The following is a 22,529-nucleotide window of genomic DNA, read 5'->3' as shown; positions in this document are numbered from 1 at the left end:
GTCGCCGGTTCACCCAGGGCTGCGGGCAGCATCCGGGCCGAAGGCCCGGGCGCGGGCCACCAGTTGGGCATTGGACGCGGCCGCGCCACCGTCGGGGAGCACCAGGACGTCCTCCAGGCCCACACGGGTGTCCAGGCCAAGCCGGCCGGCCAGCCGCAGCACCGGCCAGGCGCCGCCGTCCTCGCCGTGCAGCAGCACCGGCAGGCCATGGGCGCCGTCCAGTTCGTCCAGGAGGGCGCCGGCCGTCGCGGACGCCGTCGACGCGTCCGTGTCCGTGACCTCCGCGAGGACGCGCAGCACCCGCGGGGCTAGGGCGGACGAGCGGAAGCGCGACGCTCCGCGCGTACCGGACCAGATGCCCGCCTCCACGCCCACGCCGCGCTCCATCAGCGCGGCCGCGACCTCCTCGGCGCCCTCCTCGTGCCAGTTCACCGAGGCATGGTCGGGCAGCACGGTCCAGTCACGGATCCGCCGCACCCGGCGCGCCGGGTTCGGTTCCGCCCAGGCGCCCGTCGTCACCCCGACCGGCACGCCGACCACGGACCGGATCGCGGTGAGCACCTCGGCCACCACCCGGGGCGACAGGGTGTCCTCGCCGCAGGGCGTCTTCGGGTGCACATGCACATCGGCCGCGCCCGCGGCGACGGCAAGGGCCGCGGACTCGGCCAGGGCGGACGGGGTCAACGGCACGGCGGCGCCGTCGGCTGCCGACCGGTTCCCGTTCAGACAGACCTGGATCATGCGGTCCATGGTGCCGGGCACCACTGACAACGACACGCGGGGGCGGGACGACGCCGAAGGCCGCCCCCACACCCCTCAGGCCACGGATGCCAGTTCCTGCCGTCCCGCCCGCTTGGCCGCCGCGACGGCCTCGGACGTCAGAACGGGCTGCGGCACCACGATGCCGCAGCCCGCACACACCGGCCCGAACCACGGCTCGTTCGCCAGATCCTGCCGCCAGACGATATGGGTCTCCTCGCAGACCGGGCAGGCGGCACGGGGGCCGTCCTCCAGTGCCGAGATCAGCCGGCGGAGCACCTCGTCCAGGGGTGCCGAGGGATGGGCTCCCGGGCTGTCGCAGCGCGCCACCCCGTTCCCGCCCCAGGTCCGCCGGTGCCAGTCGTCGATGGCGGCCGGCCGTCGCAGTCCGTCGTGCTTCTCACGCTTCCTGCGGTCCGCGAAACCTTCCTCGTACGCGAGCCAGACCGCCCGCGCCTGTTCCAGTTCGTCGAGCGCGGCCACCAGCCGCGCCGGATCGGGCGCCCGGTCCTCGGGCTCGATACTGTGCCGTGCGCACAGGTGATCCCAGGTCGCCCGGTGCCCATAAGGGGCAAAACGCTCAAGGCACTTCCGCAGTGAGTAGCGCCGTAGCGCCAGATCACACCGCGTGTCGCGCACCTGTCTCGCAAGACTCCGGAAACCGGCCATCGCACTGCCACCTCCGTCGCTGGTACATCGGCGTTGAGGAATGGACGTACGAGTGCCCGATCCGGCTCCATCGAAAATCGAATGGCGTCCATCAGTGGTGCTTTCCCGACGGTTCCGGCCAGGGTCCCGAGAGGCCCCGGCCTCCGTCCGACCCCTTCGTTGAGGCCGTCGACGCCGGGATCAAGGCGATCGGTGCGGGTCGGGGCGATCGGAATCCCGTCTTGTTTTCTCCCCCTTCTGTGTTCGAGAACACGGTGTCCGTCGTCTCAGCGTTCGAGACGGCCCGCCGTCAGGACCACCTCCGCCAGCTCCCGGTGGCAGATGTCGCTGTGCGCGCCCGACGGCGGTCCGCCGCGGCGCACGACGGCCGCCGTGTCCACACTCACGCAGCCGGAGGCGGGTACCCCCCGCGCCAGCGCCTCGTCCAGGGTGAGCCGGGCCGTGGACTTCACGCCCTGTATGCCGTCGTGCCCCAGCGCCCACCAGCGCTTGTCCAGACCGGCCGCGGTCGCGTCGTCGCCGGCGAGGCGCGAGGCCAGCGGATAGATCACCCCCAGAGCGCTGTCGTGCCGGGAGTAGCAGGCCACCAGCGGACCGTCGACGCGCTCCTCCATGGTGCGCAGCGCACCGGAGTTTTGCGGCGCGTGCGGCAGGCTCGGCGCGAACGCGTAGTGGGAGAAGGCACCTTGGAGGAGCGTCACCGACTTCACGTTGCCGGCGCCGTCCGGCAGCCCGCGCAGCGCGAACGCGACGAGCCGGGCGCCCTGGCTGTGACCGACGAGATGGACGCGCATGTCGGGGGAGGTGCGGGCGAGCTGTCCGAGCAGAGGCCCGAGGCCCAGCTCGCCCACGGTCCCCGCGCGCCGTTTCATGGCGTAGTACGTGGTCTGGCGCAGCAACTCCTTCGCGCCCTTCCACACCTTCGTCAGCCCGCCTCCGAGGGCGAAGGTGGCGTCGGCGGCCTCCTTGTCCGCCACCAGCTCCGTCTCCTCCAGTGCCAGGGTGAACTGCCGGCACAGCGACAGAGCGTCCTCGTACAGCACGGCGGCGGGCCCCCGCTCGTCCTTGGGCAGGTCCTCCGTGAAGCCGGCCTCCAGTCCGCCCGCGGGCACCTCGGCCAACTGCCGTGCCAGCCTGCCGAACTCGGCGAACGCGGCCTCCGACTCGGGCTGCTCGTCGAGGAGTCGCGCGAGCCGTGCCACGGTCGCCCCGTGCCCGGGGAAGAGACCCGTCAGGGCCTGCTGTGTCGCCGCGTCGAGCGCCACCGCACCGGGGCCGGCCCGCCCCGGGACGGTCTCCACCGGTCCCGCGACGGCCGACGGGCCGAAGTCGGGCACCGGCTCGTCGGTGAACCTCATCGAGGGCCAGACGACCCCCGCGTACCCCAGCCGCGCCGAAGGGGACGCGAGCCCCGGAAAGGGCGCGAAGAAGGCCGAACAGAGCCGGCGCGCCACGGACGGCGTGTTGTTCCAGCCGTGCGCGAACATCACCAGATCGGTGACGTTCATGGCCCTCAGCCGGTCGCGCTGCACGGCGTCGACATCGCCGTCCTGGTCGAAGGTGATGTCCTGATACGGCCCCACGCTCATGTCCGGCATGACTGCCCCTCCCCGTTAAATCCGCTTCTGCCAGAAGCATCCTGCGCACGGGGAGGGACGGCCATACCCGGGACGCGGCCGACCGCACCTGAAAGCGGTCGATCGCCTGGAGTCTTCCGCTGCCGTGCCCGTCAGAGCAGGCCGGCCGCGGTCACCCGGTGGAGATGGATCAGCACATCGTACGAGCTGACCAGCCGTACCTGCTCCGGATCCGCGGGCCAGGCGTTGCCGATGTTCCGGGTCGGGCGGGCGACGCCCAGCCAGGTCCGTGCCGCGGCCGGTGCGCTGCGCAGGTCGAGGTAGTAGTCCTTCCCCCACACCCGTTCCAGAACGGCCTCGTTGCTGCCCGGAGCCGGCGGTCCCACCGAGAACGTCCGCATCGGCTCGGCGGGATCCGTGACGTCCAGCGCGTTGAACGACCCCTGCCCGAAGGTGAATCCGGCGCTGACGTAGTCCGCTCCCACCATGTCCCGCAGGAACGCGCCCTGAAGCTTCGGGTACTGCGCAGGGTTGCTCGTCTCGTAGCCGACATGGCCGTTGTGCGCGGAGAGCACGATCCGGTGCCCGGTCCGGCGCTGCCACCACACGGTGTTCTCGGCCATCGTCCGGTCGCGGTAGAGCATGGCGTCCGCTATCTCCTTCTCGTCGAAGAAGTCGAACGTGTACTGGGTCCCGGTCTGCGCGATCGCCCGGGCGTGCTGAAGCATCCAGGCGTGCTGCTCCCGGTCCGGCCCCGGCTTCTGCCGCTCCAGGAGCGTCAGCGCCCGGCCCACGTCCGCGGCCATCGCCCTCCGCTCGGCGACGGGCCGGTGCAGATACGCCGTCATCGTCTCGTCCACCGAGTCCGTCGGCCGCGACGCCCGGTACAGGCGGCTGATCTCCGGCAGCAGCGCCGGGTACCGCTTCGCGACCCAGCCCGTGACGGTGTCGAAGAGTTCCGGCCCCGAGTAGGCGGTGTCGTTGCCCATGAACTGCACGGGCCGCTGCGGATGCCGCACGTTGTACTGGCGCATCCACCGGATCAGGTCCAGGTACTCGCGGGTGTTCCACAGGGCGTAGGAGTTCTGGAACTCCTCCCGCATGATGCGCCGCGGGTCGCCCTTGCCGTGCAGCACATACGCGTTGAGCCGCAGCCCGGTGCTCCAGGGAGCCTCCAGGGCGAAGGTCGTGAAGCCCTTGCGCTCGACGAGGTCCCGGAAGATGCGGTGCTTGGTGGTGAAGAACTCCGCGGAGTTGTGGGTGGCCTCGCCGACGCCCACGATCGTCGCGGTGCCGATCATGCGCTCCAGCGGCCGCAGATCGGACAGCGGCCGGGCCGCCCGGGCCAGCGCGGGCACGGGGTCCTGGGCGGCGGGCGAGGAGCCGGGGGGAGAGGTGGAGGGCTGTGCGCGTGCGGGCCCGGCGACGAGGAGTGAGCCGAGGGCGAGCACGAGCACCAGCACCTGCTGTAACCGGTGTCGGGTGATGGCGTTCATGGATCAAGCCTGTCGGCGCATCGCGGGCCCGGACCACCCTGCGGGCACCCGTGTCGACGGTGGGGCCGGCCCCCGTACTGCCGGACCGGCCCGTCACCGCACGGAGATCCCGCGGCCGTCTCCCGACTGCCGTGCTCAGTACCGCAGATACTTCTTGCGGACCGCCCGGAACGCCGCCAGCTCACCGCGCCAGGCGCCCACCACCTCGTCCGTCCCGGCCCCCGCGTCGATCAGCGTACGGACCTTGGTCGAGCCCGTGAGCTTGTCGATCCAGTTGTCGGGACGCCAGGCGAAGCCGCTCCAGCTCCGCTTCGCCGTCACCAGCAGACCGATGCCGGTGCGCACGGGGTCGAACGACTCCCGGTCGTGGACGTGCAGTTGGACCCCGCCGATCGTCTTCCCCTGGAACTTGGAGAACGTCGGCGCGAAGTACGCCTCACGGAACCGCACACCGGGCAGGTCCAGGCCGTTCGCCGCTTCGGCCCAGCCGCGTCCGATCCCCTCGGCGCCCAGCAGCTCGAACGGACGGGTCGTGCCGCGTCCCTCCGACAGGTTCGTGCCCTCGAAGAGGCAGGTGCCCGAGTACACCAGCGCGGTCTCGGGAGTGGGCATGTTGGGGCTCGGCGGCACCCACGGCAGCCCCGTCTCGTCGAAGAAGTCGGCGCGGTCCCAGCCGGACATCCGGACGATCCGCAGATCCACCGGCGTCTGCAGGAACTCGCCGTTGAACAGCAGCGCGAGCTCGGCCACCGTCATGCCGTGCGCCTGGGAGATCGGTTCGCGCCCGACGAAGGTCGCGAACGCCTTGTCCAGGACGGGACCGAGCGCGGCCCGTCCCGTCACCGGGTTGGGCCGGTCCAGGACGACGAAGCGCTTGCCGGCGAACGCGGCCGACTGCATGCAGTCGAACAGCGTCCAGATGTAGGTGTAGAAGCGCGCTCCCGCGTCCTGGATGTCGAAGACGATCGTCTCCACGCCCGAGGTGGTGAAGATGTCGGCCAGCGGCTGCCCGCTCTTGAGGTAGGTGTCGTAGACGGGCAGCCCGGTCGCCGGGTCGTCGTAGCGCCCCTCGGAGCCGCCCGCCTGGGCCGTTCCGCGGAAGCCGTGCTCGGGGCCGAAGACGGCGGTCAGGTCCACCCGGTCGTCCGCGTGCATCACATCGACGATGTGCCGTACGTCCGGGGTGATGCCGGTCGGATTGGTGACCACGCCGACCCGCTGCCCGGAGAGCATCGCGTAACCGTCGGCGGCGAGCCGGTCGAAGCCGGTGCGGACCCGGCGCCGGGTCGAGCGGGCGGCGGCGGGAGCCGCACTCGCCGCCGGTCCGGTCGCGGCCAGCGCGCCGGCCGCTCCTGTCGCGGCCAGCAGTCCCCGTCTGGACAGGCTCATCGGGCCACCTCCGTGATCGCTGTCTGTCATGGCCACGCACGCTAGCGCGCGTCGGGGGCGCTTGGAACGACCCGCGCACCGCGCTTCGTGCTTCCTTCCCCTGCGCCCTGCCTCTTTCGTGTGACATACCGACCGGTTAGTCTGCCGTGACGGACCGGAGCGTGGAGAGGCGGATTTCGATGAGTTCGGTGCAGGGCGCTGGAGTGGTGGTCACGGGCGCGGGCGGCGGTATCGGTGCCGCGCTGGCCCGCAGGTTCGCGGCCGAGGGCGCTCGCGTCGTCGTCAACGACATCGACGCGGTCAAGGCCAAGGCGGTCGCCGAGGAGATCGGTGCCACCGCCGTGCCGGGCGACGCGTCCGCGATCGTGGAAGCCGCCCGCGACGCGCTCGACGGCACGGTGGACGTCTACTGCGCCAACGCCGGACTCGCCTCGCCCGGTGACGCGTTCGCGGAGGAGGCCGTCTGGGCCGCCGCCTGGGACGTGAACGTCATGGCGCACGTCCGCGCGGTCCGCACCCTGCTGCCCGACTGGCTGGAGCGCGGCACCGGCCGCTTCGTCTCCACCGTCTCCGCGGCGGGGCTGCTGACCATGGTGGGCGCGGCGCCCTACAGCGTCTCCAAGCACGGCGCGTACGCCTTCGCCGAGTGGCTCTCGCTCACCTACCGCCACCGCGGGCTGAAGGTGCACGCCATCTGCCCGCAGGGTGTACGGACGGACATGCTCACGGCGGCCGGATCGGCGGGTGAACTGGTGCTGGCCCTCAGCGCCATCGAACCCGAGGACGTCGCCGACGCGCTCTTCGACGGCATCGACAGCGACCGCTTCCTGATCCTTCCGCACCCGGAGGTCGCCGAGTTCTACCAGGCCCGCGCCGCGACGCCCGAACGCTGGCTCGGCGGGATGAACCACATCCAGCGGAAGTGGGAAGAGGCGGGCCGGTGACCTCTGTCTACGCCGCCAAGCCGTGGCTGGGCAGGCTCACCGAGTCCCAGCGCGCGAGCGTCAGCCCGCCGGCGACCGTGGTGCACTCCTTCCGCGCCGCCGTCGAGCGGGCCCCCGGACACACCGCCCTCGCCTACTTCGACGGGCGGATCAGCTACCGCGAGACCGACGAGCTCTCGGACTCGGTGGCCGGTCATCTCGCCGCGCGCGGCGTCGGCTGCGGCGACCGCGTGGCGATCATGCTCCAGAACAGCCCGCAGTTCGTGATCGGACTCCTCGGCGCCTGGAAGGCGGGAGCCACCGTCGTCCCGCTCAACCCGATGTACAAGGCGGCCGAGGTCGGTCATGTCCTGAAGGACGCCGAGGTCGGCGCCCTGATCTGTGCGGACCGCGGCTGGGAGTCGTATCTGCGCGAGAGCGCCGCCGCCGCGTCCGTGGACGTCGTGCTCACCACCTCGGAACTGGATCTCCAGACCCGCGACGACGAGCGGGTGCTCGGCTTCGCGCGGCTGGAGCGGCCGTCGGACACCGACGACCTCCTGGACGTGGCCCGGCAGGGCCTCGCGGCTCCCGAAGGCCGTGAACTCACCGCCGACGACACCGCGTTGATCAGTTACACCTCCGGCACCAGCGGCACCCCCAAGGGCGCCATGAACCTGCACCGGGGCATCACCTACAACGCCGAGCGCCAGCGCACCGGCCACCCCGTGCCCGAGGGCTCCTGCTACTTCGCCCTCGCGCCGCTGTTCCACATCACCGGCATGGTCTGCGAACTGGCCGCCTGCATCGCCAACGCGGGCACTCTGGTCCTCGCCTACCGCTTCGAGGCCGGTGTCGTGCTCGATGCCTTCGCCGAGCACCGGCCCGCGTACACCGTCGGACCCTCCACCGCCTTCATGGCGCTGGGCGCCCACCCCTCGGCGACCCGGGAGCACTTCGCGTCCTTCCAGGTGATCTCGTCCGGCGGCGCGCCGGTGCCGCCCGCGCTGGTGGAGAAGTTCCGTGCCGGCTTCGGCCCCTACATCCGCAACGGCTACGGCCTCACCGAGTGCACCGCTCCCTGTGCCTCGGTGCCGCCGGAGCTGGAGGCACCCGTCGATCCTGTGTCCGGCACCCTGTCCGTCGGCCTGCCGGGACCGGACACCGTCGTCCGCATCCTCGACGACACGGGCGAGGAGGTGCCCTTCGGCGAGCAGGGCGAGATCGCGGTCAGCGGGCCCCAGGTGGTGCCCGGCTACTGGCGGCTGCCGGAGGCGACCGCGGAGGCGTTCCCCGACGGCGAACTGCGCACCGGGGACATCGGCTTCATGGACGAGGACGGCTGGCTGTATGTCGTCGACCGCAAGAAGGACATGATCAACGCGTCCGGCTTCAAGGTCTGGCCGCGCGAGGTCGAGGACGTGCTGTACACCCACCCGGCGGTGCGGGAGGCAGCGGTCGTCGGCATCCCCGACGAGTACCGGGGAGAAACGGTGAAGGCCTACGTCAGCCTGCGTCCGGGCGTCACCGTGGAGGGGGCGGAGATATCCGCCTACTGCGCCGAGCGGCTCGCCACGTACAAATATCCACGCGAAGTGGAGATCCTGCCGGAGCTCCCGAAGACGACAAGTGGGAAGATCCTCCGGCGGGAGCTGCGTTTCCCCGGGTAAGTTACTGCTTGGTACTTGATCGAGAGGCGGGTGGCACCACATGGCCAGGACGACGGACGGGGACGACACCCCCGTACCGCAGCGGCTTCTGGCTGCCGCCACCCGTCTCTTCGCCGAGCGGGGCTACGACCGCACCTCGGTGCAGGAGATCGTCGAGGCGGCCGGCGTCACCAAGGGCGCGCTGTACCACTACTTCGGCTCCAAGGAGGACCTCCTCCAGGAGATCTACGCCCGCATGCTGCGCATCCAGCAGGAGCGCCTCGACGCCTACGCGGACGCGGACGAGCCGGTGGAGAAGCGGCTGCGGGGCGCGGCGGCGGACGTGGTCGTCACGACCATCGACAACCTCGACGACGCCGACATCTTCTTCCGCTCGATGCACCATCTGAGCCCGGAGAAGCACAAGCAGGTGCGCGCGGAGCGCCGCCGCTACCACGAGCGGTTCCGGGCGCTGGTGGAGGAGGGGCAGCGCAGCGGTGTCTTCTCCTCAGCGACCCCGGCGGACCTGGTCGTGGACTACCACTTCGGCTCGGTCCACCACCTGTCGACGTGGTACCGCCCCGACGGCCCCCTGAGCCCGCACGAACTGGCGGACCACCTCGCGGACCTGCTGCTGCGGGCCCTGCGCCCGTAGCAGTCCCCGCGGGCAGTCCGCCGCGCTGCCTCTGCGTCATCACCGCGTCGTATCCGGACCGGAGCGATCGGCGACGGCGAACGCGGGTTCCGGGGCCGAAGCCCCGGAACCCGCGAGCCGCCTACAGGTACTTCTTCAGCTCACGCCGCGCCAGCGACCGCTGGTGCACCTCGTCCGGACCGTCCGCGAGCTTCAGCGTCCGTGCGCCCGCCCACAGTTCGGCCAGCGGGAAGTCCTGGCTCACGCCGCCCGCTCCGTGCACCTGCACCGCCTTGTCGAGGATGTCCACCACCGCGCGAGGCGTCGCGATCTTGATCGCCTGGATCTCCGTGTGCGCTCCGCGGTTGCCGACCGTGTCCATCAGCCACGCGGTCTTCAGGACGAGCAGCCGCAGCTGTTCGACCGTCACCCGCGCGTCGGCGATCCAGTTTTGCACCACCCCCTGCTGCGCGATCGCCTTGCCGAAGGCCGTACGGGACACCGCACGCCGGCACATCAGCTCGATCGCCCGCTCGGCCATGCCGATCAGCCGCATGCAGTGGTGGATACGGCCCGGGCCGAGCCGTGCCTGGGCGATCGCGAAGCCGCCGCCCTCCTCGCCGATGAGGTTCGTGGCGGGGACGCGGACGTCGTCGAAGACGACCTCGGCATGGCCGCCGTGCGAGTGGTCCTCGTAGCCGTACACCTGCATGGCCCGGCGGATCTCCAGGCCCGGGGTGTCCCGCGGCACCAGGATCATCGACTGCTGGCGGCGGATGTCGTCGCCGTCCGGGTCGGTCTTGCCCATCACGATGAAGATCTTGCAGTCGGGGTTCATCGCCCCGGAGATGTACCACTTGCGGCCGTTCACGACATAGTCGTCGCCGTCCCGGTCTATCCGCGTCTGGATGTTCGTCGCGTCCGACGAGGCGACCTCGGGCTCCGTCATCGCGAACGCCGAGCGGATCTCACCGGCGAGCAGCGGGTCGAGCCACTGCTTCTTCTGCTGCTCGTTGCCGAACTGCGCGAGCACTTCCATGTTCCCGGTGTCGGGCGCGGCACAGTTCAGCGCGGTCGGGCCCAGATGCGGACTGCGGCCGGTGATCTCGGCGAGCGGGGCGTACTGGAGATTCGTCAGCCCGGCGCCGTGCTCGGCGTCCGGCAGGAAGAGATTCCACAGACCCTGCCTGCGGGCCTCGGCCTTCAGCTCCTCCACGATCACCGGGGTGTCCCAGGGCGACGCCAGCTGGGCGCGCTGCTCGTGCGCGACCGCCTCGGCCGGGTACACGTGCTCGTCCATGAAGGCGAGCAGCTGGGCCCGCAACTCCTCGGTGCGCGCGTCGAATGCGAAATCCATGGATGTACTCAGCCTTCCTGGAGGGTGGTGAGGCCGTGCTCGATGAAGACGGGAACGAGATCGCCGATCCGGTCGAAGCCGTCGCCGACGGTCTGCCCGAGGGTGTAGCGGTAGTGGATGCCCTCGAGGATCACGGCGAGCTTGAACCAGGCGAACGCCGTGTACCAGGAGATGGCGGAGGTGTCGCGCCCGGACCGGGTGGCGTACCGCTCGATCAGCTCGGACGTCGACGGGTGGCCGGCCGCGGACGCGGTGGTGCTGATGGGAGCGTTCGCCACCTCGAGCTCGGCGCTGTACATGGCCAGCAGTCCGAGGTCGGTCAGCGGGTCGCCGAGGGTGGACATCTCCCAGTCCAGCACTGCCTTGATCCTGTCGTCCGTGCCGACGAGGACGTTGTCGAGGCGGTAGTCGCCGTGGATCACGGTGGGGGCGGGGGAGGCCGGCAGGGAGCGGCCGAGTGAGGCGTGCAGCTCGTCGATCCCGGCGAGGTCACGGTTGCGGGAGGCGTCGAGCTGCTTGCCCCAGCGCCGCAGCTGCCGGTCGAGGAAGCCCTCGGGGCGGCCGAAGTCGCCGAGGCCCACCGACTCCGGGTCCACGGCGTGCAGTTCGACGAGGGTGTCGAGCAGTCCGAGCACCGCGTTCCGGGTGCGCTCGGGCCCGATGGGGGCGAGCTGCTCGGCGGTGCGATAGGGCGTGCCCTCCACGAACTCCATGACGTAGAACGGCGCCCCGAGCACCGAGTCGTCCTCGCACAGCAGCACCGGCTCGGGCACCGGCACCGCGGTCGGGTGCAGTGCGCTGATCACCCGGTGCTCGCGCTTCATGTCGTGCGCCGTGGCCAGCACGTGCCCGAGCGGGGGCCGGCGCACCACCCACTGGCCGGTGCCGTCGGTGACCGAGTACGTGAGGTTGGAGCGGCCGCCCTGGATCAGCCGTGCGCTGAGCGGTCCGTTCACCAGGCCCGGCCGCTCACGGTCGAGACAACCGCGCAGCTTCTCGGGATCAAGGCCTGGGGGGACTGAGCTCATCGGGGGCACCTCCGGGGCACGGAACGGTCGCTGGTACGGGTCGCTCTTATGATGACCGACCAGTCGGTATGTCGTCCAGTGCGAGGGCGGACCGGGGCCGAGATCACACCCCTGGAGGAGCGTGGCGACGGCCGCGGCCCGAGGAATCGCGGGGCCCGGGGGCTCTTGGGCGTGCGAAATCCCCGGGGCCCGGCAGGTGTGCCGGCCGGGCCCCGGGGATTCGCTTCCTGCTGTGGTGGTTCCTGAAGTCGTACGAACGGCAGACCCTAGTGGTCGTCCCAGTGCCCGTCGTGCGCCGCGTGCCGGTGTCCGTCGTGGACGTAGTCGACATGGTCGCCGTGCTCGACGGCCGGATGTCCGCAGGCGGGACCGTGGTCGTGCGCGTGACCGCTGTGCGCGGTGTGCTCACCCGGCTCGCACTCGTCCCAGTGGCCGGAGTGCTCGCGGTGGAGGTGCCCGTCGTGCGCGTAGTCGACGTGATCGCCGTGCGGGACCTCGGTGTGGCCGCAGGCCGGGCCGTGCATGTGCTCGTGCGCGGAGTGTTCCGTGTGGACGGTCATGACCCATACCTTTTGGTGGTTTTATGGCGTTCTGTCACACCCAGGCTAGTCGCCGAAGCCCTGCCCGGGAGGGGTGGACGCGCGGCGCCACGCCGGGCCCACGCTTGCGCCGGTGCCGGGGAGCGCCGAGGGTCGGATCATGAAGGCGATCAGTTACAGCAGCTTCGGCGGCCCCGATGTCCTGGAGTACACGGAGCGCCCCGAGCCGAAGGTGGGACCGGACTCGGTCCTCGTGAAGGTGCGCGCCGCCGCGGTCAACCCCGTCGACCGGCACGCCCGCGAGGGACACCTCGACAGCCTCCTCGACACCGTCTTCCCGGTGGTGCCCGGCTGGGACGTCTCGGGGGTCGTGGTCCAACCCGGCTTCGCCGTCACCGAGTTCGCCGTCGGTGACGAGGTCATGGGGTACGTACGCGAGGACTTCCTCTCCCGCGGCACCTTCGCCGAGTACGTCGCCGCTCCCGTCCGCACCCTGGCCCGCAAGCCGCTGCGGCTGAGCTTCGAGGAGGCCGCCGGACTGCCGCTCGCCGGTCTCACCGCCTACCAGGTGCTCCACAAGGCGCTGAAGATCGGCAGCTCGGACACCGTTCTGATCCATGCGGCGGCGGGTGGGGTGGGCTCCATCGCGGTACAGCTCGCGAAGCACGCGGGCGCGCGCGTCATCGGCACGGCGAGCGAGCGCAACCACGACCACCTCAGGGAACTCGGCGCGGAACCGGTGACGTACGGCGAGGGCCTGGCGGACCGGGTGCGGGCACTCGCACCCGACGGCGTCGAGGCGGTCTTCGACACCATCGGCGGCGATGCGCTCAAGGCCTCGGTCCAGGTCCTCGCGCCCGAAGGGCGGCTCGCCTCCATCGCGGACGCCGAGGTGCTCGCACTCGGCGGCCGCTACTGCTGGGTGCGGCCGGACGCGGCGGACCTCGCGGCCCTCGGAGAACTCGCCCAGCAGGGGGCGGTGAGCGTCCATGTGGACCGGACCTTCCCTCTGGAGCAGGCGGCGCAGGCCCATGTCCTCAGCGCGGAGGGCCACACCCGCGGCAAGATCGTCGTGACCGTCGACTGGGACGCCTGACGCTCGGAGCGCGGTCGCGGAGGCGTGGCAGGACTCGACGCGCGTCCGGTTCGGAGCACCGCCCGCTGACAGGTGGCGGCTCATTGCGTGCTGTCGGCGCACACCACGGCCGGACGACGCGCGGCCCGGTTCGGAGCACCGGGCGTCGGCGGGCCGCGGCCCGCTCACACCGCGGCCGGACTCAACGCGAGATCCCGCTCAGATCACCACCGCCACGGCGAACGCGGCCAGGGCGACCGTGCACGCCACGGCGCCCAGCGCCCCCCGCGCCGACAGCACCGCGGGCCGGTGCGCGGCCCCCAGTACGCGCAGCCGGGCATGGGCCAGCCGCAGGAACACCAGCCACACCAGCACGCTCAGCGCCACCGCGATCAGTCCAGCCGGGCCGGGATCACCACCGGCCGCCTGCCGTGCCGCGAGGACCGCCGCCACCGTGAACGACAGCGTGGTCCGGCGCCACGCCAGCCGGGTCCGCTCGGGCTGCAACCCCGGATCGCGCTCCGGCACGGCGGTCAACTGCCGCCCTCCCAGCCGAGAAGCACCACCACGATCATGGCGACGGCGACGACCGCGATCACCAGGCTCAGCAGCGCCGGGAAGCGGGACACGGGAAGGTCCTCACCCCGCCGCATGGCGCGCTCGCAGCGCACCCAGTGGTTGACGGCCCGCAGCGCGCACAGCACCCCGGCGACCAGCAGCCCGATCGCCATGCCCGCCCGTACGCCCCACCGCAGATCGGGCAGGAACTGATCGACCGCGAATCCGCCGCCGATGAGCGCGAGAGCCGTACGGAGCCAGGCGAGGAAGGTCCGCTCGTTGGCGAGCGAGAACCGGTAGTCGGGGGTCTCGCCCTCCTCACGCGCCCGCTGAGGCGCAAACCACAGCCGTACACTCCGCACGAAATCGTCCACGTCCGGCACCTTACCCACGGGTTCGCACCGCCCTCGGTCCCGCCTGCCCGCGGCCGGGCCGCGTCGCGCCCCGCCGGCGGGCGCTCTCACCGCGACGAGTGCCGTCAGGCCCCGCGGTGCGCCCGCAGCCGCTCGTACGCCGCCAGCCCGTCCGGCACCCACGTCCATTCGTCCAGGCGCCGCTCCAGCTCCGCCTCCGGCAGGAAGGCGTGCCACGCGACCTCCTCCTGCTGGGGGTTCACCGGCAGTTCGCAGCGCACCTCGTACACGGCCGACCACCAGGTGCGGGGGCCGTCCTCGTACAGGAAGCGGAACAGCGGTGCCGGGCGGGGGAGGCCGGAGACGCCCAGTTCCTCCTCCGCCTCCCGCAGCGCCGCGTCGTCGTACGCCTCGCCGGCGCCGACCACACCGCCCACGAACATGTCGTACAGCGAGGGGAAGACCAGCTTCGTCGGCGTCCTTCGGTGCACGAAGACCCGGCCCTGTGCGTCTCTCGCCTGGATGAACACACAGCGGTGCCGCAGGCCTCGCGCATAGGCGTCGCCGCGCCGGGCCTGCCCGACGACCCGGTCCGAGGCGTCGACGATGTCCAGGATTTCGTCCGCGGAACTCATCCGGCCATCCAACCACCGAGGCCGGGACGCCTCAGCTGTTGACTAGTTACTGGCCCGTACCGAAGATCGGACCACCGAACTCGCCCCGTACCGGCCGGACAAGGATGGAACCCATGGCGTACGACGCTGATGTGATCGTGATCGGGGCGGGGCTCGCCGGTCTGGTGGCCACCGCCGAACTCGTCGACGCCGGACGCAAGGTGATCCTCCTCGACCAGGAGCCGGAGCAGTCCATCGGCGGTCAGGCGCACTGGTCCTTCGGCGGGCTGTTCTTCGTCGACTCGCCCGAGCAGCGCCGGATGCGGATCAGGGACAGCCGGGAGTTGGCCCTCCAGGACTGGCTGGGCACCGCCGGCTTCGACCGCGAGGACGACGACCGGTGGCCGCGCCGGTGGGCCGAGGCGTACGTCGACTTCGCGGCCGGCGAGAAGCGGTCCTGGCTGCACGCACAGGGCATGCGCTTCTTCCCGGTGGTCGGCTGGGCGGAACGCGGCGGCTACGACGCCACCGGGCACGGCAATTCGGTGCCCCGCTTCCACATCACCTGGGGAACCGGCCCGGGCGTCGTCGCCCCCTTCGAACGGCGGGTCAGGGAAGGCGTCGCACGCGGCCTCGTGCAGCTGAGGTTCCGCCACCGCGTCACCGGCCTGACCGGCAGTGACGGCACTCTCGACACCGTCAGCGGCGAAGTGCTGGAGCCGTCCGGCGCCGACCGCGGCACCGCGAGCAGCCGCGAGGTCGCCGGAGCCTTCGAGTTCCGCGCGCAGACGGTGATCGTCACCTCGGGCGGCATCGGCGGCAACCACGACCTCGTGCGCGCCCAGTGGCCGGACCGTCTCGGCACCCCGCCCGAGAAGATGCTCTCCGGTGTGCCCGCGCACGTCGACGGGCTGATGCTCGGTATCGCGGAGCGCGCGGGCGCGAGCCACATCAACCGCGACCGCATGTGGCACTACACCGAAGGCATCGAGAACTGGAACCCCATCTGGGCCAGGCACGGCATCCGCATCCTGCCCGGCCCTTCGTCCCTCTGGCTCGACGCGCGCGGCAAGCGGCTGCCCGTCCCGCTCTTCCCCGGCTTCGACACCCTCGGCACGCTCGAACACATCATGCACTCGGGGTACGACTACACCTGGTTCGTGCTCGACCAGAAGATCATCGGCAAGGAGTTCGCGCTCTCGGGGTCCGAGCAGAACCCCGATCTGACCGGGAAGTCGGTACGGGACGTGATCGGCCGGGCCCGCGCCGACGTCCCGGGCCCGGTGAAGGCGTTCATGGACAACGGCGTCGACTTCGTCGTCGAGAACGACCTCACCTCCCTCGTCCGCGGCATGAACGCCCTCACCAAGGAGCCGCTGATCGACGAGGCCGAGCTGCGCCGCGAGATCACCGCCAGGGACCGCGAGATCAGAAACCCCTTCACCAAGGACCTCCAGGTCACGGCCATCCGCGGGGCCCGCAAGTACCTCGGCGACAAGCTCATCCGGACGGCGACCCCGCACCGCATCCTCGACCCGAAGGCCGGCCCGCTGATCGCCGTCCGGCTGAACATCCTCACCCGCAAGTCGCTCGGCGGCCTGGAGACGGATCTGTCCTCACGGGTCCTGGCCCCCGGCGGCGAACCGCTGGCCGGGCTGTACGCGGCGGGCGAGGCGGCCGGCTTCGGCGGCGGCGGTGTGCACGGCTACCGCTCACTGGAGGGCACCTTCCTCGGCGGCTGCATCTTCTCCGGCCGGGCGGCCGGGCGGGCCGCGGCGAAGGCGGTCGGCTGAAACGCCGGGGACGTCGTCTCCGGTCGTACGCGGCGGGCGGGCCCGCGCCCTCCGCTGTCCGCCCGCGTATGACGAAACCCTGACGGATCCCGGTTTCCCTGGCTTCCGCGCTCCCCAAGTGCTCGAATCGAAGGGTGACCGACAAACACTCCGACACCGAGGGCGCCCCCGTCGGGCGCCGTCTGGTGCTCGGCATGCTCGGGCTCGGTGCCGTCGGGGTCGCCACCGCGCCGTACCTCCAGCGCGGCCTCGAATCCTTCCTGGGCGCGGCCTCCGACAACGACCCCACCGGGCTCACGGGCCTGCTCCCCAACGGCGGGGGCTTCCGCTACTACTCGGTCGCCTCCTCCGTACCGCACAAGGACGAGCGGAACTACCGGCTGACGGTCGACGGGCTGGTCGACCGTCCGGCGACGTACACCCTCGACGCTCTGCGCGGTCTGCCGCAGACCCGTGTGGTGCGTGACGTCCAGTGCGTCACCGGGTGGCGGGTCCCCGACACCGCCTTCTCCGGCGTCAAGCTCTCACTGCTGCTGGACGCGGCGGGCGTACGGCCGGAGGGCAAGGCGATCCGCTTCACCTGCTTCGACGGCACGTACAGCGAGAGCCTCACGCTTCCGCAGGCCCGCCGGGACGACGTCCTGGTGGCCCTGCGGATGCAGGACAAGCCGGTCAGCCACTCCCACGGCGGCCCGGTGCGGCTCTATGTGGCGCCGATGTACTTCTACAAGTCGGCGAAATGGCTTTCCGGGATCTCGGTCACCTCCGACGTCCGGCCCGGCTACTGGGAGGAGCGGGGCTATGACGTCGACGCCTGGGTCGGCCGGTCCAACGGCCGCACCGACACACCCACCGTCTGAACGGCCCGCGATCGTACGGCGGTTCAGCCGCGCCGAGCGCTGGGTGCACCGCACCACCGCCGCACTGATGCTGCTGTGCGTGGCGACGGCGGCCTGCCTCTACGTCCCGCAGCTGGCCGAACTCGTCGGCCGCCGTCATCTGGTGGTGACCGTCCACGAGTGGTCGGGCATCCTCATCCCGGTCCCGCTCCTGCTGGGACTCGCCTCGAAGGCGCTCCGCAAGGACCTCGGCCGGCTCAACCGCTTCGGGCCGCACGACCGCACGTGGCTGCGGGCGGTGCGGCGCCGCGACGCGCGTCCCGGGTCGCGGCCGGCGGCGAAGTTCAACGCCGGGCAGAAGATCTACGCCGCCTGGATCGCGGGCGCGGTACTGATCATGGCCGGGACCGGCCTGATGATGTGGTTCACGCATCTCACGCCGCTGGTGTGGCGTACGAGCGCCACCTTTGTGCACGACTGGCTGGCACTCGCCATCGGGATCGTGCTGATCGGGCACATCGGCATGGCGTTCGCCGACCCGGAGGCACGCCGTGGCATGCGCACCGGGTCGGTCGAACGCCCGTGGGCCCGCCGGGAACACCCGTTGTGGGATCCGGACGACGACTGACCGCCGGCCCCTCGGGCGTCCCGCTGCTCGATCCCCGCTACAGAATCAGTGACAGCAGCAGGACGAAGCCGATGCCGACCACCGAGATGATGGTCTCCATCACCGACCAGGTCTTGATGGTCTGTCCCACGGTCATCCCGAAGTACTCCTTCACCAGCCAGAATCCGGCGTCGTTGACATGGCTGAAGAAGAGCGAGCCGGCGCCGATCGCCAGGACCAGCAGGGCCGATTCGGTCGTCGACATGTCGGCGGCGAGCGGTGCCACCAGTCCGGCGGCGGAGATCGTCGCGACCGTGGCCGAGCCGGTCGCCAGCCGGATCGCCACCGCGATCAGCCAGGCGAGCAGCAGGGTCGGGATCGCCCAGTCCTTGGAGTAGTCCAGGATCATCTGGCCCACCCCGACGTCGATCAGCGTCTGCTTGAAACCGCCACCGGCGCCGACGATCAGCAGGATGCCCGCGATGGGGGCGAGCGACTTCTCGACCGTCGTCGAGATCCGCTCCTTGGTGAAGCCGGCCGCGCGGCCCAGGGTGAAGATGCCGACGATCACCGCGGCGAGCAGTGCGATCAGCGGCGAGCCGATGACGTCGGTGACCCGCTGGACAGCGTTGTCGGGATCGTCGACGACGATCTCCACCAGCGCCTTGACGAGCATCAGGACCACGGGCAGCAGCACGGTGGCCACCGTCGCGGCGAAGCCGGGACGCCGCTCCAGGTCCTCGGAGGGGCGGGTCGGGATCATCTTCTCGGGCGCCGGGATGTCGACCCAACGGGCCGCGTACCGCGAGAAGACCGGACCCGCGATGATCACCGTCGGGATGGCGACGAGCACGCCGAGCGCGAGGGTGACGCCCAGATTGGCGCCGATCGCGTCGATGGCCACCAGGGGGCCGGGGTGCGGCGGAATCAGTCCGTGCATCACCGACAGACCGGCGAGTGCGGGAATGCCGATCCGCATCAGGGAGTAGTTGCCGCGCTTGGCGACGAGCAGGACGACCGGGATCAGCAGCACGATGCCGACCTCGAAGAACAGCGGCAGTCCGATCACCGAGGCGATCAGCACCATGGCCCAGGGCATCGCGCGCCCCTTGGCCTTGGCGAGGATCGTGTCGACGATCTGGTCCGCACCGCCCGAGTCGGCGAGCAGCTTGCCGAGGATCGCGCCGAGCGCGATGAGCACGCCGACCCCGGCGACCGTGGTGCCGAGGCCCGCGGTGAACGACAGGATCGTCTTTTCCAGCGGTGCGCCGGCGAACGCTCCGAGCGCCAGCGATCCGATGGTCAGGGCCAGGAACGCGTGCAGCTTGTACTTGGTGATGAGCAGGACGATGACGGCGATGCCCGCGAGAACGGCTATCCCGAGCTGGGCATTGCCTGCCGAGGTGATCGGTTCGACGGCGTCCGCTGCCAGCATCTCGACACTGAGACTGGTCACGGTGGGTCCTTACTGAAGGGAACGTCGGGGGACGGGGGACGGGGGTCGAGGAGACGGAAGGCGCGGCGCTCACGCGTCGAGCAGGCGCCGACTCATCGAGCAGGCGCTCACTCGCCGTGCCGCGCACAGGTGTTGGGCTCACGCGTCGTGCGCCTGCGCCAACGCGTCGTGCGCCTGCGCCATGCTCACGCGTCGAGCCGGCGCAGCGCGGCGACGGCCCGATCGGTGATCTCCTCGGGGCTGCCGGACACATCGACGGAGACGCCCGCCTCGTCGTCCTCCAGCGGCTGGAGCGTGGCGAACTGCGAATCGAGCAGCTTCGTGGGCATGAAGTGCCCCTTGCGCTCGGTCATCCGCCGTTCGATCAGCTCGCGGTCACCGGTGAGATGGAGGAAGACGGCGTCCGGGGCGACCGCGCGCAGACGGTCGCGGTAGGCGCGCTTGAGGGCGGAGCTGGACACGACTCCGCCCTTGCCCGCCCTGCTGAGCGCCCACTGACCGATCGCGTCGAGCCAGGGCCACCGGTCGGCGTCGTCCAGCGGTGTGCCGGCCGACATCTTGGCGATGTTGGCCGGGGGATGGAAGTCGTCGCCCTCGGCGTACGGAACGCCCAGAGCTTCGGCGACCAGCGGACCGATGGTGGTCTTTCCGGTCCCGGTCACTCCCATGACCACCACGACGTGGGGGGTGCTCATTGCCTGCCTCGCTGTCTTCGTCGACATCGGTCCGTCGCGCTACTGAAACCCATTAGGTACGACGTATTCAAGAGTGTGAGACATAAACGTCATACTTTTTCTTCCCGATCTCTGCCCCGTACGCTGAACCCATGACCACAGCGGGCCGGGGCCTCCACACACATGTTCTGGACACCCTCGGCCTCGCGATCACAGCCGGCGAGTACCCGCAGGGCAGCGTTTTGCGCACCGACGAGGTCGCTCAGCGCTTCGACGTCTCCCGTACGGTCGTCCGCGAAGTCGTCCGCGTCCTCGAATCCATGCACCTGGTGGAGTCCCGGCGCCGGGTCGGTGTGACCGTCCGCCCCACCGAGGAGTGGAACGTCTACGACCCGCAGGTCATCCGCTGGCGACTGGCCGGCGCCGACCGGCCGCGCCAGCTGCGCTCACTGACCGTGCTCCGCTCCGCCGTCGAGCCGGTCGCCGCGGGCCTCGCCGCCCGCCATGCCACGCCCGAGCAGTGTGCCGCCCTCACCGAGTGCGCGCTCGGCATGGTCGCCACCTCCCGGGGCCACCAGCTCGAGGGCTATCTGCGGCACGACATCGCCTTCCACCGGATCGTCCTCGAAGCGTCGGGCAACGAGATGTTCGCGCGCCTCGGTGATGTCGTCGCCGAGGTGCTCGCGGGGCGTACGCACCACCATGTGATGTTCGACGACCCCGATCCGGCGGCCGTGACCCTGCATGTGCAGGTTGCCGAGGCCGTTCGCGAAGGCGACGCGGCGCGCGCCGAGGAGATCACCCGGGAGATCGCGGTGGGCGCCCTGGCTGAACTGGACGTGCTCGCACCCTGAGGCCCCTCGGTAACCCCGGGTCATACGTCGAGTGATGATGACCTTGGTTTACCTTGCTGCAACCTCAGAAACACCTCAGATATATCGCTTCGTGAGATAGGCCACTGCCAAAATCCCAGGGTTGCCTTGATGATGTGCCGTCGGGCCCATGCCCAGGTGACGACCCCCCACCGGCTACGGCCGGGACCGCACACCTCCCCCCTCACGAAGGCGAATCCCCTCCATGAGTGACCGCATCACCGCGGCCGAGAAGCCCGCCGCCGGGGTACCGGCGACGAGCACCCCCCACGTGGACGCCGGCGACGCCGGCTACAGCAAGGACCTGAAGTCCCGCCACATCAGCATGATCGCCATCGGCGGAGCGATAGGCACCGGTCTGTTCCTCGGAGCGGGCGGCAGAATGGCCGGAGCGGGCCCCTCGCTCGCCATCGCCTACGCGGTCTGCGGCGTCTTCGCCTTCTTCGTCGTGCGCGCGCTCGGTGAGCTCGTCCTCTACCGTCCCTCGTCCGGAGCCTTCGTCTCCTACGCCCGTGAGTTCATGGGCGAGAAGGGCGCCTACGCGGCCGGCTGGCTGTACTTCCTCAACTGGTCCACCACCGCCATCGCCGACATCACCGCGGCCGCGACCTACGCCCACTTCTGGGCCATGTTCAGCGACGTCCCGCAGTGGGTGCTCGCGCTGATAGCCCTCGCCGTCGTCCTCACCGCGAACCTCATCTCGGTGAAGTACTTCGGCGAGATGGAGTTCTGGTTCGCGATCATCAAGGTCGCCGCGCTCGTCGCCTTCATGCTCGTGGGCATCTACCTCGTGGTCACCCAGCACCCCGTCGACGGCCACACCCCCGGCTTCTCCACCATCGCCGACGGCGGCGGCATCTTCCCCGTGGGCATGCTGCCGATGCTGCTGGTGATCCAGGGCGTCGTCTTCGCCTACGCCTCCGTCGAGCTCTGCGGCGTCGCCGCCGGTGAGACCGAGAACCCCGAGAAGATCATGCCCAAGGCGATCAACTCGATCATGTGGCGTGTGGGCCTGTTCTACGTCGGCTCCGTCGTGCTCCTCGCGCTGCTGCTGCCGTACACCGCGTACTCCGGCGACGAGAGCCCCTTCGTCACCGTCATGGACAAGCTCGGCGTCCCGGGCGCGGCCGGCGTGATGAACCTCGTCGTCCTCACCGCCGCCCTCTCCAGCCTCAACTCCGGCCTGTACTCCACCGGCCGCATCCTGCGCTCCATGGCGCTCGCGGGCTCCGCGCCCCGCTTCACCGGCCGGATGAACAAGGGCCAGGTCCCCTACGGCGGCATCCTGCTGACCGCCGGCTTCGGCGTGCTCGGCGTCGGCCTCAACTACCTCATGCCCGGGCAGGCCTTCGAGATCGTCCTGAACTTCGCCTCGATCGGCATCCTCGGCACCTGGGGCATGATCATGCTCTGCTCGCTGCTGTTCTGGCACCGCTCGCAGGACGGACGCGTCACCCGGCCGTCGTACCGGCTGCCCTGGGCCCCGTACACCCAGATCGTCACCCTGCTCTTCCTCGCCGGTGTGGCCTTCCTGATGTGGTGGGGCGGCGGCGTCGGCCGGACGACCGTGATGTTCCTGCCGCTGATCGCCGCGGCACTGGTCGGCGGCTGGTACGTCGTCCGCGGCCGGGTCAGGGACCTCGCGGCCGAGCGCCAGGACGCCTGAGC

At 70.8% G+C, this 22,529-nt stretch carries 22 protein-coding genes; 9 read left to right on the top strand and 13 right to left on the bottom strand.

The window, feature by feature from the left end; all coding sequences use genetic code 11:
• Nucleotides 1-9: 9 nt before the first annotated feature.
• The 5 genes from OHA05_RS06960 to OHA05_RS06940 all read right to left on the bottom strand — a co-directional run bounded on the left by OHA05_RS06960 (nucleotide 10) and on the right by OHA05_RS06940 (nucleotide 5,890).
• Nucleotides 10-741, bottom strand: coding sequence for a 3-keto-5-aminohexanoate cleavage protein (locus tag OHA05_RS06960; protein ID WP_328863343.1), 732 nt, complete (start codon nucleotides 739-741; stop codon nucleotides 10-12).
• 75 nt (nucleotides 742-816) lie between these two features.
• Complete coding sequence (locus tag OHA05_RS06955; protein WP_313947265.1) at nucleotides 817-1,428, bottom strand: hypothetical protein; 612 nt, start codon at nucleotides 1,426-1,428, stop codon at nucleotides 817-819.
• Nucleotides 1,429-1,694: 266 nt separating this feature from the next.
• Complete coding sequence (locus tag OHA05_RS06950) at nucleotides 1,695-3,026, bottom strand: serine-threonine protein kinase (protein ID WP_443043647.1); 1,332 nt, start codon at nucleotides 3,024-3,026, stop codon at nucleotides 1,695-1,697.
• A gap of 131 nt (nucleotides 3,027-3,157) precedes the next feature.
• Nucleotides 3,158-4,501, bottom strand: coding sequence for an erythromycin esterase family protein (locus OHA05_RS06945; RefSeq protein WP_328860076.1), 1,344 nt, complete (start codon nucleotides 4,499-4,501; stop codon nucleotides 3,158-3,160).
• Nucleotides 4,502-4,636: 135 nt separating this feature from the next.
• The gene (locus tag OHA05_RS06940) at nucleotides 4,637-5,890 is read right to left on the bottom strand and encodes an exo-beta-N-acetylmuramidase NamZ family protein (RefSeq protein ID WP_328860075.1); all 1,254 of its coding nucleotides are present in this window, start codon (nucleotides 5,888-5,890) and stop codon (nucleotides 4,637-4,639) included.
• Between the two features lie 179 nt (nucleotides 5,891-6,069).
• On the opposite strand from OHA05_RS06940, the gene OHA05_RS06935 reads away from it, so the two are divergent.
• From OHA05_RS06935 to OHA05_RS06925, 3 genes are read left to right on the top strand one after another with little or no spacing between them, the layout of a single operon-like run.
• The gene (locus OHA05_RS06935; protein WP_328860074.1) at nucleotides 6,070-6,834 is read left to right on the top strand and encodes an SDR family oxidoreductase; all 765 of its coding nucleotides are present in this window, start codon (nucleotides 6,070-6,072) and stop codon (nucleotides 6,832-6,834) included.
• Nucleotides 6,813-8,483, top strand: coding sequence for a class I adenylate-forming enzyme family protein (locus OHA05_RS06930; RefSeq protein WP_443043646.1), 1,671 nt, complete (start codon nucleotides 6,813-6,815; stop codon nucleotides 8,481-8,483). The genes OHA05_RS06935 and OHA05_RS06930 overlap by 22 nt, the downstream gene beginning before the upstream one ends.
• Before the next feature lie 40 nt (nucleotides 8,484-8,523).
• Nucleotides 8,524-9,117: a TetR/AcrR family transcriptional regulator gene (locus tag OHA05_RS06925; RefSeq protein ID WP_313947270.1), complete on the top strand. Its 594-nt coding sequence runs from the start codon at nucleotides 8,524-8,526 to the stop codon at nucleotides 9,115-9,117.
• A 121-nt stretch (nucleotides 9,118-9,238) separates the two neighbouring features.
• On the opposite strand, the gene OHA05_RS06920 is transcribed toward OHA05_RS06925, so the two are convergent.
• The 3 genes from OHA05_RS06920 to OHA05_RS06910 all read right to left on the bottom strand — a co-directional run bounded on the left by OHA05_RS06920 (nucleotide 9,239) and on the right by OHA05_RS06910 (nucleotide 12,041).
• Nucleotides 9,239-10,453, bottom strand: coding sequence for an acyl-CoA dehydrogenase family protein (locus OHA05_RS06920; protein WP_313947271.1), 1,215 nt, complete (start codon nucleotides 10,451-10,453; stop codon nucleotides 9,239-9,241).
• 8 nt (nucleotides 10,454-10,461) lie between these two features.
• Nucleotides 10,462-11,481, bottom strand: a complete 1,020-nt coding sequence (locus OHA05_RS06915) for a phosphotransferase family protein (RefSeq protein ID WP_313947272.1) — start codon at nucleotides 11,479-11,481, stop codon at nucleotides 10,462-10,464.
• Nucleotides 11,482-11,747: 266 nt separating this feature from the next.
• Nucleotides 11,748-12,041, bottom strand: a complete 294-nt coding sequence (locus OHA05_RS06910) for a hypothetical protein (protein ID WP_313947273.1) — start codon at nucleotides 12,039-12,041, stop codon at nucleotides 11,748-11,750.
• 139 nt (nucleotides 12,042-12,180) lie between these two features.
• Between OHA05_RS06910 and OHA05_RS06905 the strand changes: the two genes are divergently transcribed.
• On the top strand, nucleotides 12,181-13,116 hold the full coding sequence (locus OHA05_RS06905; RefSeq protein WP_328860072.1) for an NADP-dependent oxidoreductase: 936 nt from the start codon (nucleotides 12,181-12,183) through the stop codon (nucleotides 13,114-13,116).
• Nucleotides 13,117-13,314: 198 nt separating this feature from the next.
• Here OHA05_RS06905 and OHA05_RS06900 read toward each other — a convergent pair whose 3' ends face one another.
• From OHA05_RS06900 to OHA05_RS06890, 3 genes are all read right to left on the bottom strand, one after another.
• The gene (locus OHA05_RS06900; protein ID WP_313947275.1) at nucleotides 13,315-13,632 is read right to left on the bottom strand and encodes a DUF202 domain-containing protein; all 318 of its coding nucleotides are present in this window, start codon (nucleotides 13,630-13,632) and stop codon (nucleotides 13,315-13,317) included.
• A complete protein-coding gene (locus OHA05_RS06895) occupies nucleotides 13,629-14,027 on the bottom strand; it encodes a YidH family protein (protein ID WP_313947276.1) in 399 nt (132 codons plus the stop codon). Before OHA05_RS06895 ends, OHA05_RS06900 begins: the two co-directional genes overlap by 4 nt.
• A 104-nt stretch (nucleotides 14,028-14,131) precedes the next feature.
• Entirely contained in the window at nucleotides 14,132-14,641 is a 510-nt protein-coding gene (locus OHA05_RS06890; protein WP_328860071.1) for an NUDIX hydrolase, read from the bottom strand.
• Between the two features lie 113 nt (nucleotides 14,642-14,754).
• Between OHA05_RS06890 and OHA05_RS06885 the strand changes: the two genes are divergently transcribed.
• From OHA05_RS06885 to OHA05_RS06875, 3 genes are all read left to right on the top strand, one after another.
• Complete coding sequence (locus tag OHA05_RS06885; protein ID WP_328860070.1) at nucleotides 14,755-16,413, top strand: FAD-binding dehydrogenase; 1,659 nt, start codon at nucleotides 14,755-14,757, stop codon at nucleotides 16,411-16,413.
• Nucleotides 16,414-16,607: 194 nt separating this feature from the next.
• A complete protein-coding gene (locus OHA05_RS06880) occupies nucleotides 16,608-17,273 on the top strand; it encodes a molybdopterin-dependent oxidoreductase (RefSeq protein WP_313949075.1) in 666 nt (221 codons plus the stop codon).
• Nucleotides 17,215-17,880: a cytochrome b/b6 domain-containing protein gene (locus OHA05_RS06875; RefSeq protein ID WP_313947279.1), complete on the top strand. Its 666-nt coding sequence runs from the start codon at nucleotides 17,215-17,217 to the stop codon at nucleotides 17,878-17,880. Before OHA05_RS06880 ends, OHA05_RS06875 begins: the two co-directional genes overlap by 59 nt.
• A gap of 37 nt (nucleotides 17,881-17,917) precedes the next feature.
• Here the strand turns inward: OHA05_RS06875 and OHA05_RS06870 are convergent, their stop codons facing one another.
• Both OHA05_RS06870 and OHA05_RS06865 read right to left on the bottom strand, forming a co-directional pair.
• Nucleotides 17,918-19,315 carry a GntT/GntP/DsdX family permease gene (locus tag OHA05_RS06870; protein WP_328860069.1) on the bottom strand — a complete coding sequence of 466 codons (1,398 nt, stop codon included), beginning with the start codon at nucleotides 19,313-19,315 and terminating at the stop codon, nucleotides 17,918-17,920.
• A 185-nt stretch (nucleotides 19,316-19,500) separates the two neighbouring features.
• Nucleotides 19,501-20,010: a gluconokinase gene (locus OHA05_RS06865; protein ID WP_313947281.1), complete on the bottom strand. Its 510-nt coding sequence runs from the start codon at nucleotides 20,008-20,010 to the stop codon at nucleotides 19,501-19,503.
• Between the two features lie 131 nt (nucleotides 20,011-20,141).
• On the opposite strand from OHA05_RS06865, the gene OHA05_RS06860 reads away from it, so the two are divergent.
• On the top strand, nucleotides 20,142-20,843 hold the full coding sequence (locus OHA05_RS06860; RefSeq protein ID WP_313947282.1) for a FadR/GntR family transcriptional regulator: 702 nt from the start codon (nucleotides 20,142-20,144) through the stop codon (nucleotides 20,841-20,843).
• A 223-nt stretch (nucleotides 20,844-21,066) separates the two neighbouring features.
• A complete protein-coding gene (locus OHA05_RS06855) occupies nucleotides 21,067-22,527 on the top strand; it encodes an amino acid permease (RefSeq protein WP_313947283.1) in 1,461 nt (486 codons plus the stop codon).
• The last annotated feature ends 2 nt before the right edge of the window (nucleotides 22,528-22,529 follow it).

The sequence above is a fragment of the Streptomyces sp. NBC_00306 genome, assembly GCF_036169555.1.
GTDB classification, from domain to species: domain Bacteria; phylum Actinomycetota; class Actinomycetes; order Streptomycetales; family Streptomycetaceae; genus Streptomyces; species Streptomyces achmelvichensis.
Note: the sequence above shows the minus strand (reverse complement) of the source record. Positions and strands in the feature narration are given on the sequence as shown.

Coding starts and splice junctions, on each gene's coding strand:
- OHA05_RS06960 (WP_328863343.1), bottom strand. CDS start 741: ATGATCCAGGTCTGTCTGAACGGGAACCGGTCGGCAGCCGACGGCGCC.
- OHA05_RS06955 (WP_313947265.1), bottom strand. CDS start 1,428: ATGGCCGGTTTCCGGAGTCTTGCGAGACAGGTGCGCGACACGCGGTGT.
- OHA05_RS06950 (WP_443043647.1), bottom strand. CDS start 3,026: ATGCCGGACATGAGCGTGGGGCCGTATCAGGACATCACCTTCGACCAG.
- OHA05_RS06945 (WP_328860076.1), bottom strand. CDS start 4,501: ATGAACGCCATCACCCGACACCGGTTACAGCAGGTGCTGGTGCTCGTG.
- OHA05_RS06940 (WP_328860075.1), bottom strand. CDS start 5,890: ATGAGCCTGTCCAGACGGGGACTGCTGGCCGCGACAGGAGCGGCCGGC.
- OHA05_RS06935 (WP_328860074.1), top strand. CDS start 6,070: ATGAGTTCGGTGCAGGGCGCTGGAGTGGTGGTCACGGGCGCGGGCGGC.
- OHA05_RS06925 (WP_313947270.1), top strand. CDS start 8,524: ATGGCCAGGACGACGGACGGGGACGACACCCCCGTACCGCAGCGGCTT.
- OHA05_RS06920 (WP_313947271.1), bottom strand. CDS start 10,453: ATGGATTTCGCATTCGACGCGCGCACCGAGGAGTTGCGGGCCCAGCTG.
- OHA05_RS06915 (WP_313947272.1), bottom strand. CDS start 11,481: ATGAGCTCAGTCCCCCCAGGCCTTGATCCCGAGAAGCTGCGCGGTTGT.
- OHA05_RS06910 (WP_313947273.1), bottom strand. CDS start 12,041: ATGACCGTCCACACGGAACACTCCGCGCACGAGCACATGCACGGCCCG.
- OHA05_RS06905 (WP_328860072.1), top strand. CDS start 12,181: ATGAAGGCGATCAGTTACAGCAGCTTCGGCGGCCCCGATGTCCTGGAG.
- OHA05_RS06890 (WP_328860071.1), bottom strand. CDS start 14,641: ATGAGTTCCGCGGACGAAATCCTGGACATCGTCGACGCCTCGGACCGG.
- OHA05_RS06885 (WP_328860070.1), top strand. CDS start 14,755: ATGGCGTACGACGCTGATGTGATCGTGATCGGGGCGGGGCTCGCCGGT.
- OHA05_RS06880 (WP_313949075.1), top strand. CDS start 16,608: ATGCTCGGGCTCGGTGCCGTCGGGGTCGCCACCGCGCCGTACCTCCAG.
- OHA05_RS06875 (WP_313947279.1), top strand. CDS start 17,215: ATGACGTCGACGCCTGGGTCGGCCGGTCCAACGGCCGCACCGACACAC.
- OHA05_RS06865 (WP_313947281.1), bottom strand. CDS start 20,010: ATGAGCACCCCCCACGTCGTGGTGGTCATGGGAGTGACCGGGACCGGA.
- OHA05_RS06860 (WP_313947282.1), top strand. CDS start 20,142: ATGACCACAGCGGGCCGGGGCCTCCACACACATGTTCTGGACACCCTC.
- OHA05_RS06855 (WP_313947283.1), top strand. CDS start 21,067: ATGAGTGACCGCATCACCGCGGCCGAGAAGCCCGCCGCCGGGGTACCG.